Genomic DNA, 20,570 nt, shown 5'->3' on the forward strand with positions numbered 1-20,570 from the left:
CCTAACCATTCGCGGGAGATGTAATGCTTAGAATCTCTAAATTTCAAGAAGTAATATTTTTGGTTGTTGAAGTATTGTATTGGAGATGCATTTTAGTGACTACTGAACTTTGATATTTGTTTATAGCTTACCTCTATCTTTAGTGCCCAAAACACCTATCTATATTTCTGAATAAGGTTTTAGCGTCCAAGCTTTAAGATTCTTATCGCCCCCTGTATTACTAAAATAAATACGATTGTACCGATGATCAAATCAGGTTTGTTTGAATTAAGCCAATTAACCAGAATTCCTGCAGTGATTACTCCCAAATTTATTATTACATCATTCGAAGTGAAAATCATACTTGCTTTCATGTGAGCTTCTTCTTTACTCTTTGATTTTTGTAATAGATACAAACAAATGCCATTCGCAGCAAGTGCGAATACGGAAACGATTATCATCGTTGAAAAATCAGGTAATTTTTCTACTCCAAAAAATCTTCTTAGGACTTCTATAAATCCCAAAATGGCAAGAGTAATTTGAAAATACCCGGCAAGTTTAGCAATACGTTTCTTTCTTGTTAATGTTCCCCCAACAGCTAAAAGACTAATTCCATATACAAATGAGTCAGCCAGCATATCCAAACTGTCAGCAACCAATCCCATGGATTTTGAGATTAATCCAGTGGTTATTTCAATAAGGAAAAAGGTAAAATTTATTGTGAGTACCGTCCTTAGTAATTTCTTTTGGTTTTTATTCTCTTTAAAATTTATTTGGTCAGTTTTTTCGGTTGAAATTATTCTTCCTCCCAAATCCAATTCACGAATTGATTTCTCGATTTGGTCTATTGGTCCGCTATGGAATACTGTTAATTTTCGATTCGGTATATCAAAGTTCAAGTTTGCAATACCTGAAATTCCCTGCAAATTCATTCGGATAAGAGTTTCTTCCGAAGGACAGTCCATTTTTGGAATCTCAAATGTTGATTTTTCCATGGCTATGGCATTTCATTTATAATAATAGATAACAGGCCCTTGGCTAAACATAAACAATCTCATCCTCCGTCAATATCTCCTCATTCCGCAGCCTTAAAATGATTTGCGCCACGGTAATCACATCTTGCTCACAGTACTTGATGATCCGGTCCAGATCCCGATCTTCATAATATACCTGTCGTACCATACTTCCATCAATATCTTCCTTTGGAGAAGGGATTCCAAGTACATGAGCCAGGAGTTTCAGGGAGGTGTAATGTTTGAAATCACCAAATTTCCACAGCTCCATGGTATCCAGGTGAGGCACTTCCCAGGGCTTCTTTCCAAACAGGTTGAGTTTGGGGGGTAGTGGAATCCCGTTGATGATCATCCTCCGGGCAATATAGGGGAAGTCGAACTCCTTGCCATTGTGGGCACAGAGCAGGTATTTGGCAGCGCGGAAATGAGTGTTCAGGAGATCGCTAAAGGATTTTAACAAGTCAGCTTCTTCCCCTGAAAAACTGGTCACCCTGAAATGCCTTATATCTCCCTTGAAATGGAAATATCCCACGGAAATACAGATTATTTGTCCAAATTCTGCCCAGATCCCGGCATTCTCATAAAAATCTTCCGCACTGATCTCTTCCTTCCTCCTGTAGGCGGTTTTCTCCGCCCATAGTGTTCTCTTGGCCTCGTCCAGCGATTCGAAATCCTCATGTTCCGGAACGGTTTCTATATCCAGAAAGACCAGGTGTTCCAGGTTTATTTTGTTAAGCATACATTTTAGTTGATCTAAACCCCATTGTGTTCTATCAAGATACAATAATTACTTGGGGGATGTAAAATTCAAAAATTCACTGAATCCTTCCAGCAGAATTCAACATTTAAATCTTCCTAAAAGAGCAATTGTCTGTCATTTTGACTCCATTTTATAACCTATTTTATGGCTGTTGATTAAATAACCCATTTCAGACCTCAGAGTCTGTAAGTATTATTATAAATAGCCAAGTATTGTAGATGAAAGGGCTGTCCGGTATGCCTTTTACGATAAAAAAACGTTTTCCTTGTCAAGATTGGGGCTTTTGGGAGCAGAACAAACCGTTCAGTCGGTAAATTTTAAAACAACAACTGCTGATAACTCCCTTGCTCGTGGTCCAACAACCATTTTTTGCGGTGCAAACCACCGGCATATCCGGTCAGTGAACCGTCGCTTCCCACCACCCTATGGCAGGGAATAATGACCCATAAAGGGTTTTTTGCATTGGCCGCGGCAACGGCCCGGATGGCATTGGGGTCTCCTAATTGGCGGGAAAGGTCCAGGTAGGAGAGGGTCTTTCCAAAAGGTATTTCTGAAAGCTGTTCCCATACTTTCTGCTGGAAAGGAGTTCCTTCCGGATTAAGTTTCAGGTCAAAACGATGTCTTTTGCCTTTAAAATATTCCCTGAGCTGATATACGGCATCTTCAAGAATTTCCGGTATAATGGGTATCTGTCGCGGAGCCTCATCCAGAACGATTACGGATCTGATCCCTTCTTCATCTCCTTCTATGCGAGCCCATCCAATGGGAGTTTGCAGGTAGGCCGTTTCCATCGGATCATTCAATTATCCCCGACCTTTTGGCCCGAACCTCCCATTTTCTCCTGGCAAGTTGTTGCAGGTCTTCAACATTATCACTTTCGTCCATAATTTCCAGGCCAAGCAGGGTCTCTATTACATCTTCCATGGTGACCAGTCCGCTTACCGAACCGTATTCGTCTACCACAAGGGCGATGTGTTCCCGTTTGGCAATAAGGGTTTCGAAAAGCTGGGGTATGGAGGTGTCCCGTTTGGTAATCAGAATGTCGCGTTTAATACTGGAAAGGGCAACATCCCCGTTTTCTTCGATGATCTCTTCCAGGACGTTGTCTTTAAGTACATAACCAGTAATAATGTCTTCACTATCCCCAAAAACGGGAATGCGGGAAAAACGCAGTTTTGGATTTTCCTTGAAGAAATCCTTTACACTCATGGTTTCCGCAGCAATTTTCATTACCGATCGGGGCGTCATTATATCTTTTACAAAGACTTCATCGAATCTGAGCAGATTTTTGATGACTTTGGATTCTGATTCCTGAAAGACCCCTTCTTCATGCGCAATATCGGCCATGGCTGTAAATTCCTCCCGGCTCAATACACTGCCATGAATGCCTTTTTTCCCTATTAAACGGGTAAAAAGCTGCAAGGTCCACAGTAAACCCGTCCATTTCAGGAACCAAACCATGGCATTCAGGGCCTTGGTGGTAAAATTGGCAAGCTGCTGCCAGTAGGTGGCGCCAATGGTTTTGGGGATTATTTCCGAAGCAACAAGGATAAGGATGGTCATTATAGTAGATACCACACCTACCATCAGATCTTCGGTAAAGGAAACGCCCAGGAAAGTGTGTTCTTGAGTCCCGTATAGTTCCGTATAGGTTACTTTAGCCTGTACCCCAACCAGGATGGCACCCACGGTATGGGCAATGGTATTCAGGGTAAGGATGGCGATCAGGGGTTTGTCCACATCTTTTTTCAGGGATTCCAGCCCCTCGGCATAGCCCCTGCCTTCTTTCTTCTTGACATTGATAAAAGTAGGGGTAATACTCAGCAATACTGCTTCCAGAATGGAACACAGGAACGAGAAAAAAATAGAGAGAAAAGCGTAGAACAGCAGTAGTCCCATAGAAGCTGGTTATATTACAAAGTAACAAAAAAGTATTTAGGCACGCTGATGACTGTTAGATAATAATTACCGTGAACCCAGTTCCTCTGCAAAAGGGGTTATCATATAAAAAATATACCGATACTTATATATTAAATTAAACGAGATATCTGCTAATATGGAACCCTATTTCCCGGGCAGAAATCAGGTAAGAAATAAAATGCCAAACGGTGAAAAAATATATCCAAAAGCATTGTATATTAATTATTTATAATATACTAAATGGTATATTCTGATATATTTTCTGAACATTATGGTTGTTAACTCCGTTACCTTACAGCTTAGCCCATCAGCTTCACAGCGTCCTTTGCAAAATAACTGGCTATAATGCTGGCTCCTGCGCGTTTCATGGAGATCAGCTGTTCCATCATAACGGCATCATGGTCTAACCACCCTTTTTCAGCAGCGGCTTTAAGCATGGCATATTCACCGGATACCTGGTAAACGGCCACCGGAATATCCACAACCTCTCGTATATCCCGAACAATATCCAGGTAGGACAAGCCTGGTTTAACCATGACGATATCGGCGCCTTCCTCCACATCCATTTCGGCCTCACGGATCGCTTCCAGCCTGTTTGCAGTGTCCATCTGGTAGGTTTGCTTGTCCTTGGGTACGTCCGGGGAGTCTACCGGTGCAGAATCCAGTGCTTCCCGGAATGGGCCGTAAAATCCGCTGGCGTATTTGGCGCAGTAGCTCATTATTCCGGTATCTGTTAATTCCTCATCCTCAAGGGCCTCCCTGATGATCTGAATCCGGCCGTCCATCATGTCGCTGGGTGCAACAAAATCTGCCCCTGCATGAGCATGAGATATGCTCATTTCTGCAAGTAATTCACTGGTTTCGTCATTCAGGATCACCCCATTGGCTACGATTCCATCATGCCCGTAGGTAGAATACGGATCCAGGGCCACATCTGTCATTACCAGCATGTCCGGGCAGGCATTTTTTACTGCCTTTATGGCCCGTTGCATCAGGCCGTGTTCGTTTAATGCCTCCTTCCCCTGATTGTCCTTCAGCTCTTCCGGGATCTTCACAAAGAGAAGTACGGCGCAAAGCCCCATGTTCCAGAGCTCCTTCACCTCTTTTTGCAGGTTATCCAGACTTAAGCGGTAATAGTTAGGCATAGAGGGTATCTCCTCCCGTACATCATGGCCTTCAACTACAAAAAGGGGGACCAGGAAGTCACTGGGGGTAAGGATGGTTTCCCGAACCATATGCCTGATGGCTTCATTGGTTCTTAATCGGCGGTTTCTTCTCAATGGGTACATGGATCAAGGTTTTACGGTTAATCAAATATGTATTTCCCCTTTAAGGTAGGGTTTAACCCTTCCGGATATTCTCACCCGCGAACCTCTTAGCTCACAGCTGAGATTCCCTCCCCTTCTGGAGAGCTGACGGGCACTCAGGATTTTTTTATTCAGGATTTCAGACCAGTATGGGGTCAGGGTTGTATGTGCCGATCCCGTTACCGGATCTTCACTTACCCCACATTGTGGGGCAAAAAAGCGGGAAACAAAATCGACCTCAACACCTGGTGCAGACACAATGATGCCCCTGGCATCGACCTGATTGAGCAGGAAAATGTTGGGATCCATCGCCCGGACCTGTTGCTCTTCTGAATAAATCAGCAAATAATCAGTTTTACCTTTTAAGGTTTTCAAAGGAACAATGCCCAAAGCTTCATTTAGTTTTTCATCTGAAGCTACTTCCTGAAGTGTATCAGCCGGAAAATCCAGGGTAAGCAAGCCGTTTTCACCTTTTTCCACGGCAAGGGGACCACTCTTTTCCGAGTAAAAGGAAATCTTGTTGCCCTCAAAGCTGTAATATTCATAAAGCACAAAAGCGGTGGCTAGTGTGGCATGCCCGCAGAGGGCTACTTCTACCTCCGGGGTAAACCATCGGATATGGTAGCCTTTTTCTTCCTTTACAGTGAAAGCAGTTTCGGCCAGATTGTTTTCCATGGCAATGGCCTGCATGCTGTCATCAGGCAGCCATTCCTCCAGCACGCAAACGGCTGCGGGGTTTCCGGTGAAAACGCGCTCCGCAAAAGCATCTACCTGGAAAATTTTAAGGGGCTTCATAATCAGGCTTTATACAAAGCTACTAGTTTATACCCATTCAACTGGTGATTTGAGGACTTTTAGTAGTGCTTCTTCCGGACTTCCTGCAGCCGGGTGGTGGTCGTAATGCCATTGCACTGCTGGCGGGAGGCTCATGAGGATACTTTCAATGCGTCCGTTGGTACGCAGTCCGAACAATGTCCCTTTGTCGTGCACCAGGTTGAACTCCACATACCGGCCCCTCCTGATTTCCTGCCAGTCCCTTTGCTGGGGGGTATACTCCAGATCTTTGCGTTTTAGTACTATGGGCACATAGGCATCCAGGAAGCTATCCCCAACTTCGGTGACAAATTGATACCAGGCCTCCATATCACGGCCCTCTTCTTTGCGACAATAATCAAAAAACAGTCCGCCCACGCCCCTGGCTTCGTTGCGATGTGAATTCCAGAAATAGGAATCGCATCGTTCTTTGTATTTGGGATAGAAATCCGGATCGTGGTTATCGCAGGCCGTCTTGCAGACCTGGTGAAAATGGCTTGCATCTTCTTCAAACAGGTAATAGGGGGTAAGGTCCTGTCCGCCCCCAAACCACTGGTCCACAACCTTTCCCTGCTTGTCGTACATTTCAAAGTAACGCCAGTTAGCGTGCACCGTAGGTACCATGGGACTGAGGGGGTGTATCACCAGGCTTAGCCCGCAGGCGAAGAAATCTACCTCACCCACTTTAAAGTAATCCTGCATGCTTTTGGGCAAAGGGCCATGTACGGCCGAAATATTGACGCCTCCTTTTTCGAATACGGCCCCATTTTCGATTACGCGGGTACGACCGCCCCCTCCTTCGGCCCTTTCCCAGAGGTCTTGCCGGAATCTGGCCTTGCCGTCAATACTTTCAAGCTTGTTTGTAATGCGATCCTGTAAATCCTGGATATACTGGTAAAACTGCTCTTTCATTTGTTATTAATCTATAAGGTGTATAAAGCAATTGCTGTCAATGGCTTCTGTTTCCTTCAATTCAGTCACTTTTACGGAAGCTGCCGCCTTCGACTTTAATAAATCTATGACGTCCGCTGCTTCCATATGCGGGTCCTTTTCAAAAATTATTCTTCCAACCCTGTTGTTATGCAGGTCCATTTGACGCGCAAGAGGCGGATTCTTGGAAAAATCTTCATGCCAGGTGGTAATCTTTTCAGCCCATGCCAGCACTTTATCCATTTTGGCTTTCCCGCGGGAGCATGCCCGGACAATGTAAAAGTTCCATAAGGCATGCCGGAATGCATTTGCTGCCGTATTCCGATGATGTGCTTTCCCGTAATGTAAGTTGCATACCGCGACGCATTTACGTGTGGCCTTCACTGTGGGCAGCACATACCAGGGGTTTCGAATGCATAATAAGAACAACGCCCATAGCGCAGCTGGGTTTAGCCCGGATAAGTGTTTCCACACATTCATCTATTCCCGGTATTCCTTGACGGCTTCAATAAATGCGCCGGCATTTTCCAATGGTATATTGGGCAGAATGCCATGGCCCAGGTTCACTATATAACGATCTTTCCCAAACCTCTGGATCATTTCGGTAACACGTTGTTTGATCTGTGCTGGTGGTGATAGCAGGCGAGCAGGGTCAAAATTTCCCTGCAGGGTGATGTTCCCGCCTGTGAGTTGCCTTGCGTATTCGGGGGAACAGGTCCAGTCTACCCCCAACGCTGAGGCTCCCGAACCGGTCATTTCCTCAAGGGCATACCAGCATCCCTTGGCAAAAACAATAACGGGGGCCAGTTCTTTTAGCGCCGTAACAATCTGTTGCAGGTAAGGCCATGAGAATACCCTGTAATCATCCGGTGACAGGAGACCTCCCCAGGAATCAAACAGCTGTACTGCGTTAACTCCTGCCGCTACTTTTGACTTTAAATAGGCAATTGTGGTATCTGTAATTTTTTGGAGGAGTTCGTGCGCGGTCTGTGGGTCGGAAAAGCAAAGTCCTTTAGCTTTATCAAAGGTCTTGGAGCCCTGGCCTTCAACGCAGTAGCACAGCAATGTCCAGGGAGAACCGGCAAAACCAATAAGTGGTATTTCATCTTCCAGTTTTTCTTTGGTCATTTTAATAGCATCCATTACATAACCTAGTTCTATATCAACCTCGGGTATTACAACATTGTCGAGATCTGCTGCGTTCCTGATGGGGTCTGGAAGGTAAGGCCCGAAACCGGGTTTCATTTCCACGTTAATGTTCATTGCCTGCGGCACCACCAGGATATCGCTGAAAAGGATAGCCGCATCCATACCGTATCGCCTGATTGGCTGAACGGTAATTTCAGATGCCAGCTCAGGTGTCCGGCAACGGGTGAAAAAATCGTACTTTTTTCTGATTTCCATGAATTCTGGCAGGTAACGTCCGGCCTGACGCATCATCCACACTGGAGGTCGGGGTACCGTTTCGCCTTTTAAGGCACGCAGGAAAAGATCATTTTTTATAGTGGAACTCATTCTATTTTATCTTTTGTTTAGGTTCTGGATAAGGCAATCCAGAACAGATTCTACAGTTGGAGATTCGGATATAAAGACGGGCAATCCCAGAAGGTTAGCTGCCTCTGCGGTGGTATGGCCTATGCAATAAGAAACTCCATTTGCGGGCTTGTTTTTCATAGCAAAGCTTTTTACGGCACTTGGGCTGAAAAAGAGGTAAGCGTCGTAACTGGTTTCCAGGGCAACAGCGTTCAAGCTGGTTTCATAGACAAGCTTTTCCTGGTATGAAATCTCATGTTCATTAAGCAAGGCAGGTAATTCTTCCCGTCTTTTATCGCCACAGAGGAACAAAAAAGAACAGTTGGGATGATGCTCTATCAGGTACTGCCCCAATGCTTTTGCATTCGCTTCGAAATGAGATACATGCAAACCCACTTTGCCCAGGAGGGATGCTGTTTTAGAACCCACGCAGAATACACTCCTGGTCAGGATATGTTCTGGATCTGAGCTGCTTTTCAAATGGACCATAAGGCTCCTGACAGCATTCTGACTGGTAATCAGTAAATAGTCATAATCCCGGGGAATATCAAAAGCATTGTATGAGATGGAAATGGCCTCGTACTCCATATACTGGAGATCGAAAGATTCTAACATCTCTTTCTGGTCATCAGACAATATTTTGGTCGATAATACCCTCACTATTTCCCAAGCTGTGCCTTGATTAGCTGCATGATTTCGGCCCCTCCCTGCTTTAGTATTTCCCTGGCATATCCTTTTCCAATACCTTCCTGTGCAGACAAGGGACTTTCCTTTGACAGATAGAGCCGCTGTTGTCCGTCTGGTGAAAGCAATACACCCCGGAAGTGCAGGGTATCGCCCTCAATGCTTGCTGATGCACCAATAGGAGCCGAGCAACCGCCTTCAAGGGTTCTTAAAAATTCTCGTTCGATACGGGTGCATATTGCGGTATCCCGGTGGTTCACCTGTTGCAAGGCAGTGGCCAGGGACGGATCTTTTTTGGAGATCACAATGGCTATTGCCCCCTGGGCCGGAGCGGGAATCATCCATTCCAGAACTGTTTGCTGCTGCAATTCCAGGGACAACCTTTCCAACCCTGCTGCGGCAAAAAGTGCACCATCCCAGGCGTTGTCCTGTAATTTTTGCAAACGGGTCTGAACATTCCCTCTCAGGTCTGTAATCTCGTGTTTGGGATAGCGGTAAAGCCACTGGGCCTGCCTCCTCAGGCTTCCGGTTGCTACAATGCCGCTATCATTCAGAAAGTCCAGGCCTTTATGCACCAGGACATCGTGCGGATTTCCGCGTTCCAGGACTGCCGCCAGGGTCAGGCCATGGGGTAGCTGGGTAGGCATATCTTTCATGGAATGTACCGCCAGGTCAATATCTCCATTGAGCAGGGCTATATCCAATGCCTTTGTAAATACTCCGGTAACTCCCAGTTCATAAAGGGGTTTGTCCAGGATTATATCTCCAATGGATTTGGTGGGCACCAAACGGGCTTCTATGCCGAGATCTTCCAGGGAATCTTTGACTAAATTAGCTTGCCACAGCGCAAGTTTGCTGTCGCGTGTACCAATTCTCAGGGGTTTATTCATGGGGTATCCACTTCGAGCTGAAAAACCTTTCGTATCAATTCCAGACTGTCTTCCGTATCAATATCGGTTTCTTTCAGGTGATTGGCAAATTGCTTGGTTATTTTGTGGATAATTCGATCTGAAATCAGCTCTGCCTGAACCGTATCAAAATTGGTCTGTTTCTTCGATTGAAAATCCAGCTCCTCCTCCTTCATACTCTGCAACTTGTTCTTCAGTGCCTTGATAACCGGCGCGAATTTTCGCGATTCAAGCCATTCGGTAAAATCGGCCTGTACTTCCCCAATGATGGTTTCTGCCTGAGGGATAAATTGCTTTCTCCTTTCCAGGGTGTCATCTGTAATTTTAGACAGGTGGTCCAGGTGCACCAGGGAAACCCCTTTGATTTCCGCAACGTCAGTGGATACATTTCTGGGGATAGAAAGGTCTAGGATCAAGAGGGGTTTGTCTATGTTGATCTGCTCCTTGTTTATGGTGGGGTTCTGTGCCCCGGTTGCCACTATGAGTATGTCTGCTTTGTTGATCTCAGAGGACAGTTCTTCAAAATTCTGGACAAGCAGCGAAAACTTCCCGCCTATCTTTTCTGCTCTGTCCTTGGTCCGGTTGATCAGGGTAATATGGGAGTTGTCAGTATGTTTAACCAGGTTTTCACAGGTATTTCTACCAATCTTACCGGTTCCAAAAAGCAAAATTTGCTTACTGGAAACCGAGGGTACTGTATTCAGGATGTACTGTACCGAAGCAAAGGCAACAGAGGTAGCACCACTGGAGATCTCCGTTTCATTCTTAATACGCTTGCTGGCCCTTATCACAGAGTTGCAAAGGCGTTCAAGGAAATGGTTGGTCAGCCCGTGTTTCTTGGCCAGGGAGAAGCTTTTCTTTAGCTGACTTATGATTTCAAAATCTCCAAGGATCTGGCTGTCCAGCCCTGTGCCAACCCGGAACATATGGGTAATGGCCTCGTAGTTCTTGTACACGTAACCCACTTCCTCAAAAGCTTCTACGTTTCCTGAGGCAACTTCACAAAGCAATTTGATAAGCTGGTAGGGATGTTGTGCAAAACCGTGGAGTTCAGTCCGGTTACAGGTAGAAATTACCATCAATCCATCAATCCCTTCTTCTTTGGCCAGGGTATAGAGCTGGTCAATACCTGCCTCATCCAGGCTGAATTTCCCCCGGATGTCGGCATTAGCCTTTTTGTAACTAAGACCAACTGTGTAGAAAGAGTTGTGCTTGGATATGTGATATTTCCTCATGTACCCGTTTACCTGACGATGCAAATGTAAGTTTGTGGTTTCTGTAAAAATAACGCTGGAGGTACAAATAATAACGGTTTAAGATTTTTGGAGCCTTAAAAAGGCTAAACTGTTTAAATAACACTACATTTGCCATAAACAAAGGGGTTCGAATCACTTTTATTTAGAAAGATTCTAAATAAATAATGAATAAATCAACCGGAATGACTGCAAAAAATATCGCTGAAGGTTCATACCGAAAACTTACGCTCGAAGAGGACTGCTATATCCTTTTAGCCAATAACGGATCGGACGGTATTCAAAAAGTTAAACACCCGATTGACCGGTCTTACATACAGTTTCATTTTTGCCTGAAGGGAGGTGGCAAGTTTATCTTCAACGAGGGGAGATATGCCATGGAAATAGCCGAAGACCATTCCCTGCTGCTCTATAATACGCAGACCGATTTACCATTGCACATGGAATTCCGTCCGGGTTCTCAGCTGGTATCACTGGTGATGACTATCCGGAGTTTTCATGCCCTTTTTTCCTCCGAAGCAGATTATATTCCCTTCCTCAGCGAGGAAAACAGGTCTAAAAAATATTATACCCAGGATCCTATAACCCCTGCGGTATCGGTTATCCTGAACCAGCTGGTAAACTTTAACCTGCATCCTTCCGTTTCACCCCTCTACCTGCGTGGTAAGGTCTATGAGCTTATTGCATTGCTTTTTAACCGTGGAGATGATACCCTCCTGGAACAATGCCCTTACCTGGTAGATGAAGATCACCTGAAACGGATTCGAAGGGCTAAGGAAATTATCATAGAGCGCATGTCTGAACCCCCCGGGCTTAAACCCCTGGCCGAGGAGGTTGGCCTGCCCCTGAAGAAACTTAAAGAAGGGTTTAAGCAGGTCTATGGGGATTCTGTATACAGCTTCCTTTTCGATTATAAAATGGAGTACGCCCGTAAAATGCTGGAATCCCAGAGGTACAATGTGAACGAGGTTGGCTTAAAAGTAGGCTACAGCACCGCCAGTCATTTTATAACCGCCTTCCGCAAGAAATTTGGCACAACTCCGAAAAAATATGTCATGTCCCTGGCGGGATAATAGCATACTCATTTCACGGAAAAGACAATAGCTTTTTTGCGATCTTTATGGGCAATCTAAAAATCCGCTGCTCATGAATCTCAACCAGGTAACCATCCCTGCCCATGACCTTTCAAGGGCTGTTGCTTTTTATAAAACCCTAGGCCTTAACTTAATTGTGGATGCCCTCCCGGATTATGTCCGCTTTGAATGCCCGGATGGTGAGGCTACCTTATCCATACACCGGGAATCTACCGTATCCGAAGAACAGGGAGCAATTATTTATTTTGAATGTGAGGACCTTGATGCTGAGGTAAAAAGATTGGAGGCCGCCGGCCTTATTTTTGATTCGGGTCCAAGGGATGAACCCTGGTTGTGGCGGGAAGCGAGACTGAGGGACCCGGACCAGAATCGTATTGTCCTTTTCCACGCAGGACAAAATCGCAAGAATCCACCCTGGAGGGTTAGGGATTAGTGTTGATGCTGCTATTAGAAAATAGGGCGGGCTACCAGTATTCCGGTATTTCCTTTTACACCTGAAAGGTAATCCAGCAAAGGTTTTTCGGAAACCTCCACCTGGCCTCTGGAGGAAGCGTGGAGTAGGTGAAGCACACCATTTTCCTTCCTGAAGACAATTCCTGTATGCGTAACATCCAGTCCGTTGATATTTGTTGCCAGGGCAATGATATCACCATGCCGCAAGTCGTTTACCCTTTTGATAAGCACCTTGCCCGGAATATAGGAATATGGCTGATTTTCCAATTGCCGCTCTACAGCTTCCATTTTCTGGAAAGCCCCGGGGTCAGACAATCGGGGATACAATTCCCGGTTGGAGGTCATAAAGTTTAGGGTTTTCCCCGAGGGCAGGCCCCCAAGACCAATACTCATATCTTTAACCAGTCCCTTTTTTTCATTGTCCCGTATCCACTCTGAAAAATAGTGCAACCTTGATGCATAACCGGTTAGCTGACCATCTCTGTAGCGTATTTTCTGCAGGGCCTTTGCATAATTGTCAAAGGAGGTATCCTGTTCCCGGATCAGCAAGCTTAGGGCCAGGACATTTTCTACGAATGTGGTACAATCCAGTCCCTGCAAGTTGATTACCAGTTGCTCAATTTCGCCAATTTCAAGTGTGCCAGCCACGTAAGGTGTTCCCAAAAAGGTGCTTCCCACACTTACCAGAAGGGTTCCTGCTGCTTCGTTTGGAAGGTCTTTTATCGCCTCAACTTTGGAATTAAATACATTTCGGTCCTCAACGGAACAAACGATCCCCTGCGAACATAAAACCCCGGTGAACAGCAGGGCAATTATCAAAGGCAATCTTAGCATTTAGACAAATTTAGTTAAAGGCAACCTTACAAGCCCAGATAACCATATTCCGGTGTATTTCCATCTGCACCTGCTATAGCTCGCTTGTGATTGCGCAACAGGAATTCTTCAGTAACATGATTAATTCCATCCTGGTCGGAATCCATATCGGGGAGGAGGTATCCGTCGTTCTTAAACAGGTACTTTACGGATAAGTCCTGCCCACCACCTGCGTAGGCCACAATCTGGATCTTGAACCCCTTCTCATAATCCATTGTACTGCGCGTTTTAAAAAAATGAACCTCGTAGGAGCGGTCATCTTCTTCCACTTGGCCTTCCCCCAGGTACACCACTTCGTCATACGTGGGAAGGAACCTTCTGTCCTCGAAGAGGCTGGCTTCGGCAAGTGCTTCCTGCGTTTTATATTCGTCCGGGAAAAGATAGGTTTTTTCAATGGCCTTTAGCTTGGAATACATCATCAACCTGCTATTGATATCACCTGCAAGGGAATCAATCAGGGCAAGGGGCCCATGCTCATCATTAACGGCCATTAACTGTGCATAGGTAGTTTTGATTTGCGGGTCTTTTACCATTCCCAGAAGATTGAAGAAACCAGCAACATTCTTGTCCTTTTTATACGGATAGAGGAGAATCAAATAATCTTCCAGCAATTTTGCAGTTTGCCTGCGGTTTATAACCGCCCTGTTAATATCGTAATTTCCCTCTCCATTGACCTGTCCGAGGTGTCTCTTCAATTGGATGCGGGCATCATTAAGGATAAACCTTTTATATGCTCTGTACTTCCCGCTACTGATATGCCCGGCTGATTTTATGGAGGCAAGCAGTGAAATAATAGGCAGTTTATATTCTGATATTGTGCTGTACTCCAGTAATTCGGGGAAAAACTTTTTGGCCAGGGTAAGGCTGTCCTGGTAGGGCATAAATATTTTTTCAATTTCCTTGGAATTAGCGGCAAGGGGCAAATCCTGAGCGAGTAATTCCAGGATAAGCTGTACCGACTGGTCATTTTGCCCTGAGGCGATAGCCTGCAGGATCCTGGCCTGGGCATTTGAATTTTTGAAAGACTTGCGATAGTGCCTCTTGAAGAAGGCCACAACACCGGGATCTTCTATTGCACCCAGACGATTAATAAGATGTAATTCTATTGGTTTGTGGTCGGCTTCGAACTTGTGTTTGCTGAGGTAATAGATAAGGGAATCCACATGCTTTTTGCCAAACACAGGATACTGATATCCTTTCAGTAATACACTGTCCTTATTTCGCAAAGCGGAAAAGAAATCCGAAACCTTATCACGGAGTACATCCCTGCCGACAAGACTGTCCAGAGGGGTGAAGTTTTCATAAAAGATGGTAACAAAATCACTGGGTTCATCCGAGGTATCTATTACGGTTCTGAGCTCGTACATCAGTCCCCCTTTGAGAACGTTCTTTACCTTTATACCCCGTGTACTGCCGCTATCTGTCAATACAAGGTCCAGTTCAAAAATACCGTTTTCCCGAGTTCGTTCTTCAATTTCTCGCAGGTCGAATTTTTGCTTTTTATAAAAGTTAATCCGGGATTTCCAAAGCGAATCAATATTTGGAAATGCCATCAGGTCATGGGCCTTTTTCAACTCTACGGAAATTGCTTCGTTATTCTTGTTCTGATAGAGCGTTTTCTTGGTGTAGGCCTCGTAGGATTTGGGTTTGCCGGATTTTGCAAATTCGCCCTGCATCTTGACAAAGCTTTTAGGCTCAACGGAAGAGCGGGTAGAAAAATGCATAGCTGTATCAACAATTTGCTCGAATGCTTCGGGATAAATTTTGTTGTTAACTTTAAAGGAATCCAAATAATCCGAGGCCATTTCAGGATGCCGGGTTATACAGCCCAACAGGTAATAGTCTCCTCCTTTTACAACTGATTTAAGGTAGAGTTTCTTTCCGTTTTCCGGATCGATATCAGCCTCTGAGATCAGGCTATTTTCCCTTACTGTTCCATATTGCCCCTCAAGTTTTAGTTCCTCATAGAACCTTTTCTGGATCTGCTTCAGCTCAAACTGGTCTTCTTCCAAAAAAATAAGATCGTTAAGGGTAGCTTTTTTCAGGAAGTAATAACTTCCGGAGGAGGGTTCGACCCCTTCCGCAACGCGATCCCCATAGCCATTTGGGTTGTAGAAATGATGTAATTCGGGCATACGCACCTGGAAATCCCCGTAAACAGGCCTGATGGTCTGGAAGGAGGATTGGGTTTTTCGAAACTGCAGGCTGTTGAATATTGCATCAGAAAACCTGGCAACATAATCGCCTTCCCCGGACATTTTGATCAGCAGTATTTCCAGTGGGGTAACAAAGATCTGATAGCGTTGATGGTCTCCGTTCTTCAATTGGTTATGTATGTCTAACCCTTGGTACCCTCCCCGTTCAATAGTTTTTTTGGCTACGATGCTGCCCGGGATATTTTCATATAACAATTGATCAATATGATTCAGATTTAGGGGTTCTGCAGCAGCTAAATGCTGGTAACTGGGGATGCGGTGAACTACAATATAGCTGCCATTAGCCAGGTCCGGGGAAACATAGGTAGCCCTGTTCTGAAGGCTTACCGGATATAATTTATTTGGCAGGGCAAGTGAAAAAAACCTGTCTTTCGGTGCATATCTCGTTAACCTGGGCCTGAGCACTTTGTTTTGCAGGGTTTCTTTCAGGGTCTTACCTTTCTCAGTCGCCGGAGATACGAGTGGCTGTACGGTATACCCTTTTTTTCGGAGCAGGGCTATCACTCCCTGATCACCGGGAAGATGTGCAGCACCGATACCAGCAAAAACTTTGGTGGTATGCATAACTGAGTCCAGCTTTTCGGCCATTTGTTCATTGCGCAGGTACAGCATGTTTTTTCTGTAGAATTCTGTGTACATGGCACGGTCTATGGAGTCCAGAAGGTTGATGTTTCGCTCCCTGTAGGCGTCCTGCATCAGATAGGCCAGTGCCTGTTTTTTCATCTTTTCCTGCAGCCACTGATCTGGTTTGTCCTTCATCGCATTGCGACTTGCCCTTCCCACCAGGGCATTGGTTATGTCAGGGTCTTCCAGGGCCATTACTGGCTTTCCGTACTTAGCCCCGGCCCGGTAAATAAACATATCCAGGTAGGTGTCTTCCTCAAAATTCTGGTTAAAAGTATTGGTGCGATAAAGGATATTGTTAATCAGGTGGTCTTCCGAAGCCAGGTATTTGCCCAGGGCGTGCTTACTTGGGGCAGTGAATCGGAACGTACGGGAGTAAAACCCTTTGGGATTCAGGCCATAAGAGTCATTTATCTGTCCCCCGCTGCGATCCGTATCTGTTTCCAGCCAGGTTCCGGGATCGGATTCCAGGGCGATCATTTCACTACTTAGCAAGGCCTCGTAAAAGACATCGTCCAGGTGGAAGGCTATCTTCTTGCTTACATGCATGGTGCCGTACAGGTAGGAGCTTTCCCCGAGCCCGTTTCCCGAAATTTCCCAAAGCAGGCTGTTCCGTTCCTGGGCATTCAGGACCGAAAACAGGCAAAACGATATACAGGTAAATATGAGTCGCATTTACTACTTTGGTTTGAACTACTTATTAAAGGTGTGGTTTCCGCAAGATACTTTTTTCTACCAAACCCAAAATAAGGGTGTTTACTCCCCCTGAGGGTTATTCTATAGGCATTATTTATGCCTGCATCAAAAAGTAATGGTCTATTTTCCAACGGAGATTACAGCTAAGTATTATTTTAGCGCTGTTAAAATAGCCCCGGCTTTTAACCTCTTGCTGAGCCTAATATAAAAGCAAATACTAAAAAATATCCGGGTTTAACAAAAAATTGTTATGAAAAAAGGTGTGTTACTGGTCAATTTGGGTTCTCCGGACAGCCCAACTCCTAAAGATGTAAAACCCTATCTGGATGAATTCCTGATGGATGAAAGGGTAATTGATGCACCCAAATGGCTGCGTACTCTGCTGGTCCGCGGAATCATTCTTCAGACAAGGCCAAAGAAGTCGGCCAAGGCCTACCAGAAGATCTGGTGGGAGGAAGGGTCACCCCTGATTGTAATCTCGGAACGCTTCAGGGATAAGGTGAAATCCGGGCTTTCCCTGCCCGTTGCCCTGGGGATGCGCTATGGTTCTATGAGTATTGAAAAGGCTCTGGGAGAGTTGCAATCCAAAGGGGTGGATGAAGTGCTTTTGGTGCCGCTCTATCCACATTATGCCATGTCTTCTTACGAGACCGTAGTTGTAAAATCCCTGGAAGTACAACAGCAGAAATTTCCGGAGATGCAGGTTACCACCATGCCTGCTTTTTACAAGAACCCGGATTACATCAAAGTACTTTCAGACAGCATAGCAGAAGGCCTTAAGGATTTTGATTACGATCATATCCTCTTTTCCTATCACGGGATACCTGAACGGCATATCCGCAAATCTGACCCCACAAAATTTCATTGCAAAATTGACGGTTCCTGTTGTAAGATCAATTCTGTGGCCCACCACACCTGCTACAGGCACCAGTGTTATGACACAACAGATCGTGTTATTGAACATATGAAGCTTGATGAATCCAAGGTAAGCTCTTCATTTCAGAGTCGGCTTGCAGGAGATCCATGGTTGAAGCCCTACACCGATTTTGAGTTTGAAAGGCTTGCTAAGGAAGGCAAGCGAAATCTGGCTGTTGTCACCCCTGCTTTTGTAAGCGACTGTCTGGAAACACTGGAGGAAATTGCCATGGAGGGACAGGAGCAATTTGAAGAAGCCGGCGGAAAACACTACAAACACATACCCTGCCTCAATGATTCTGATGCCTGGGTAACCCTTATGGTAAAATGGATACGGCAATGGGAAGCTGATCAATCCCTTCCTGCCTGATGGGCAGGATAAGCTCAGATCAGCTGGGAACAGAACCCATCGGGCGTCTGCTGGTGAGGCAGGCTGTCCCCGCTTCCATTGGGATCCTGGTCATGAGCCTCAACATACTGGTTGATACCATATTTGTTGGGAACTGGATTGGTTCCATCGCCATTGCGGCCATTAATGTTGTTCTTCCCGTTTCATTTTTTATTGCTGCTCTGGGTATGGCGATTGGCATCGGGGGCAGTAGTGTTATTTCCCGCGCCCTGGGGGCGGATCAGAAGGAAAAGGCCCGGAAGACCTTTGGAAACCAGATCAGCCTTACCCTATTGGTCACTATTTCTATGGTGGCTTTGGGCCTTTATTTTATAGACGATCTTATTCCTGCCTTTGGAGGCAAAGGGATGATTTTTGAGCCGGCCAAGATCTATTATACCATTGTACTCTATGGTGTTCCTTTCCTGGCCTTGTGCATGATGGGCAATACGGTGATCAGAGCAGAAGGGAAACCCCGTTTCGCCATGATTGCCATGATTATCCCTTCGGTAGGAAACCTGGTACTGGACTATGTTTTTATCTATCTTTTTGATTGGGGGATGCACGGTGCGGCATGGGCTACAACTGCGGGGTACCTGCTTTGTTTTGGCTATATCCTTTATTTTTTCCTGTCTCCCAATTCGGAACTCAAAATTCAGGCGCACCACTTTGCCCTGAGTACTAACATCCTCAAAGAGATAGGGGCTTTAGGGCTGGTAACCCTGGCGCGACAGGCCGTTACCAGTATTACTTTCTTATTGATGAACAATATCCTCTTCGAGCTAGGAGGGGAAGCTATGGTGGCGGTTTATGCCATTATTGGAAGGATGCTGATGTTTGCCTTATTCCCGGTTTTTGGTGTAACCCAGGGATTCCTGCCTGTAGCCGGCTATAATTATGGCGCACATCGCTATGAAAGGGTAAAGGAATCCATTTACACTGCGATAAAATATGCTTCTTTTATGGCAACCCTGGTGTTCATTGGTTTGATGGTGTTTCCTGAAGCCATTACGGCCTTGTTTTTAAGTAATCGCCCTGATATTTCCGAACAGGAATTACTCACCAATAGCTTCGTACTCGAAAATACACCCGGGGCAATGCGCTGGGTTTTTGCGGCTACTCCTATCATTGCTTTGCAACTTATAGGAGCGGCCTATTTTCAGGCAGTAGGAAAGGCAGTGCCGGCGTTGCTGCTCACCTTAACACGCCAGGGCTTCTTTTTTATTCCCCTTATACTGATTCTTCCCCGATTTATGGGAGAATTCGGAGTTTGGTTGTCATTTCCTGTAGCCGATTTTCTGGCCACTGTGGTAACCGGTTACTTCCTGAGAAAGGAAGTGAAACACTCCCTGAATATTCAGTCTTAGGGGATATCCATCCCTGTTTTTTGTCTTTTTATCAAACACGCATGCATGTTGCAGATGGCCACGCTAATTTGCCGCCTCATTACCACCATGGGGTAAGATAGAAGATCAATGGAGTACGAACATAAATGGATTTTGGATGATGGAAATGAAGATGGAAGTATACGGTACAGGCCTGACTAAAATGAATCTGATGAAGATTCTTCTGGTAGCTCTGTCGTTTTTCTCACTGGCTTGTGAAGATGAAAGTGACACTCGGGAATACCCCGATATAAACAGGGAGCTGGCGATACGTGATTTTGAAGAAACCCTTAAAGAGGCCGGCGAAAGTTTGGGAGCACTCATGGGATCACAATCATCGGCTTTAAATGCGGGGAAGAATCTTAAGAAAGAAGGAAAAGAATGGGGTCAGCAAATGCAGGGCATTCTGCAACCAGCAGTGGTTGCAAGCAGAAAGTTGCTGGAAACCTACGGCATTTCAGAATCTTTTATCACCAGGGAGTTAGGAGTTTCTGATGACCCCAGATTGGTGCTTGTGGGCATTTGGATCGCTAAGTCTGAACGGCAGGGCTTGCAGGCACAGCACGCCTACCAGGCGCAACATGCAGATTTTAGTTTCTTTTTGCAGGATAATACCCTAATCGGAGGCAGCCAGGATTGGATGGATTGTATGCTGGTAGCTGTAGGGGTAGATGCCATAATTGAGTTTGCCAAAGGCAATGTTACGGAGGCTATAGCCAAGAAGGCCATAAGAAAAATAGCATCCCGTACGCTGGGATGGGTAGGAGTGGCTCTGGCTTTATATGAGTATGGAAATTGTATGGGCTGGTATTAAAAATTGGATATG

Annotated in this window: 19 protein-coding genes; 5 read left to right on the forward strand and 14 right to left on the reverse strand. The window is 45.4% G+C overall.

From position 1 onward, the window contains the following. Nucleotides 1-179 precede the first annotated feature (179 nt). From OO016_RS03485 to hemA, 12 genes are all read right to left on the reverse strand, one after another. Entirely contained in the window at nucleotides 180-974 is a 795-nt protein-coding gene (locus OO016_RS03485) for a cation efflux transmembrane domain-containing protein (protein WP_266010873.1), read from the reverse strand. Between the two features lie 43 nt (nucleotides 975-1,017). Next, a complete protein-coding gene (locus OO016_RS03490) occupies nucleotides 1,018-1,731 on the reverse strand; it encodes a 3'-5' exonuclease (RefSeq protein WP_266010875.1) in 714 nt (237 codons plus the stop codon). Nucleotides 1,732-2,069: 338 nt separating this feature from the next. Continuing rightward, nucleotides 2,070-2,543, reverse strand: a complete 474-nt coding sequence (locus tag OO016_RS03495) for a methylated-DNA--[protein]-cysteine S-methyltransferase (RefSeq protein ID WP_266010877.1) — start codon at nucleotides 2,541-2,543, stop codon at nucleotides 2,070-2,072. A gap of 4 nt (nucleotides 2,544-2,547) precedes the next feature. Beyond that, nucleotides 2,548-3,651, reverse strand: a complete 1,104-nt coding sequence (locus OO016_RS03500) for a CNNM domain-containing protein (protein WP_266010878.1) — start codon at nucleotides 3,649-3,651, stop codon at nucleotides 2,548-2,550. A gap of 320 nt (nucleotides 3,652-3,971) precedes the next feature. Further along, nucleotides 3,972-4,961, reverse strand: coding sequence for a porphobilinogen synthase (gene hemB / locus OO016_RS03505; RefSeq protein ID WP_266010880.1), 990 nt, complete (start codon nucleotides 4,959-4,961; stop codon nucleotides 3,972-3,974). 21 nt (nucleotides 4,962-4,982) lie between these two features. After that, entirely contained in the window at nucleotides 4,983-5,774 is a 792-nt protein-coding gene (locus OO016_RS03510) for a PhzF family phenazine biosynthesis protein (RefSeq protein WP_266010881.1), read from the reverse strand. A 27-nt stretch (nucleotides 5,775-5,801) separates the two neighbouring features. Then, on the reverse strand, nucleotides 5,802-6,704 hold the full coding sequence (gene hemF, locus OO016_RS03515) for an oxygen-dependent coproporphyrinogen oxidase (RefSeq protein WP_266010882.1): 903 nt from the start codon (nucleotides 6,702-6,704) through the stop codon (nucleotides 5,802-5,804). A gap of 6 nt (nucleotides 6,705-6,710) precedes the next feature. Then, a complete protein-coding gene (locus OO016_RS03520; protein WP_266010884.1) occupies nucleotides 6,711-7,202 on the reverse strand; it encodes a DUF6973 domain-containing protein in 492 nt (163 codons plus the stop codon). Next, the gene (gene hemE / locus OO016_RS03525) at nucleotides 7,203-8,237 is read right to left on the reverse strand and encodes a uroporphyrinogen decarboxylase (RefSeq protein WP_266010886.1); all 1,035 of its coding nucleotides are present in this window, start codon (nucleotides 8,235-8,237) and stop codon (nucleotides 7,203-7,205) included. 6 nt (nucleotides 8,238-8,243) lie between these two features. Beyond that, entirely contained in the window at nucleotides 8,244-8,915 is a 672-nt protein-coding gene (locus OO016_RS03530) for a uroporphyrinogen-III synthase (protein ID WP_266010887.1), read from the reverse strand. After that, nucleotides 8,915-9,829, reverse strand: a complete 915-nt coding sequence (gene hemC / locus OO016_RS03535; RefSeq protein WP_266010888.1) for a hydroxymethylbilane synthase — start codon at nucleotides 9,827-9,829, stop codon at nucleotides 8,915-8,917. Before hemC ends, OO016_RS03530 begins: the two co-directional genes overlap by 1 nt. After that, the gene (gene hemA, locus OO016_RS03540) at nucleotides 9,826-11,082 is read right to left on the reverse strand and encodes a glutamyl-tRNA reductase (protein ID WP_266010890.1); all 1,257 of its coding nucleotides are present in this window, start codon (nucleotides 11,080-11,082) and stop codon (nucleotides 9,826-9,828) included. Before hemA ends, hemC begins: the two co-directional genes overlap by 4 nt. Nucleotides 11,083-11,285: 203 nt before the next feature. Between hemA and OO016_RS03545 the strand changes: the two genes are divergently transcribed. Beyond that, a complete protein-coding gene (locus OO016_RS03545) occupies nucleotides 11,286-12,173 on the forward strand; it encodes a helix-turn-helix domain-containing protein (protein WP_266010892.1) in 888 nt (295 codons plus the stop codon). A 73-nt stretch (nucleotides 12,174-12,246) separates the two neighbouring features. Next, a complete protein-coding gene (locus tag OO016_RS03550) occupies nucleotides 12,247-12,627 on the forward strand; it encodes a VOC family protein (RefSeq protein ID WP_266010894.1) in 381 nt (126 codons plus the stop codon). Nucleotides 12,628-12,641: 14 nt separating this feature from the next. Here OO016_RS03550 and OO016_RS03555 read toward each other — a convergent pair whose 3' ends face one another. After that, complete coding sequence (locus tag OO016_RS03555) at nucleotides 12,642-13,481, reverse strand: N-acetylmuramoyl-L-alanine amidase-like domain-containing protein (RefSeq protein ID WP_266010896.1); 840 nt, start codon at nucleotides 13,479-13,481, stop codon at nucleotides 12,642-12,644. A gap of 26 nt (nucleotides 13,482-13,507) precedes the next feature. Next, nucleotides 13,508-17,035: a TraB/GumN family protein gene (locus OO016_RS03560; protein WP_266010898.1), complete on the reverse strand. Its 3,528-nt coding sequence runs from the start codon at nucleotides 17,033-17,035 to the stop codon at nucleotides 13,508-13,510. A gap of 271 nt (nucleotides 17,036-17,306) precedes the next feature. Here OO016_RS03560 and hemH point away from each other — a divergent pair, with 271 nt between their 5' ends. From hemH to OO016_RS03575, 3 genes are all read left to right on the forward strand, one after another. Then, nucleotides 17,307-18,341: a ferrochelatase gene (gene hemH, locus OO016_RS03565; protein ID WP_266010900.1), complete on the forward strand. Its 1,035-nt coding sequence runs from the start codon at nucleotides 17,307-17,309 to the stop codon at nucleotides 18,339-18,341. Continuing rightward, on the forward strand, nucleotides 18,341-19,726 hold the full coding sequence (locus OO016_RS03570; RefSeq protein WP_266010902.1) for an MATE family efflux transporter: 1,386 nt from the start codon (nucleotides 18,341-18,343) through the stop codon (nucleotides 19,724-19,726). The genes hemH and OO016_RS03570 overlap by 1 nt, the downstream gene beginning before the upstream one ends. Nucleotides 19,727-19,862: 136 nt before the next feature. Further along, nucleotides 19,863-20,558: a hypothetical protein gene (locus tag OO016_RS03575; protein ID WP_266010903.1), complete on the forward strand. Its 696-nt coding sequence runs from the start codon at nucleotides 19,863-19,865 to the stop codon at nucleotides 20,556-20,558. Nucleotides 20,559-20,570: the final 12 nt, after the last annotated feature.

It is taken from the genome of Lentiprolixibacter aurantiacus, assembly GCF_026241225.1.
Lineage (GTDB): Bacteria > Bacteroidota > Bacteroidia > Flavobacteriales > Flavobacteriaceae > Lentiprolixibacter > Lentiprolixibacter aurantiacus.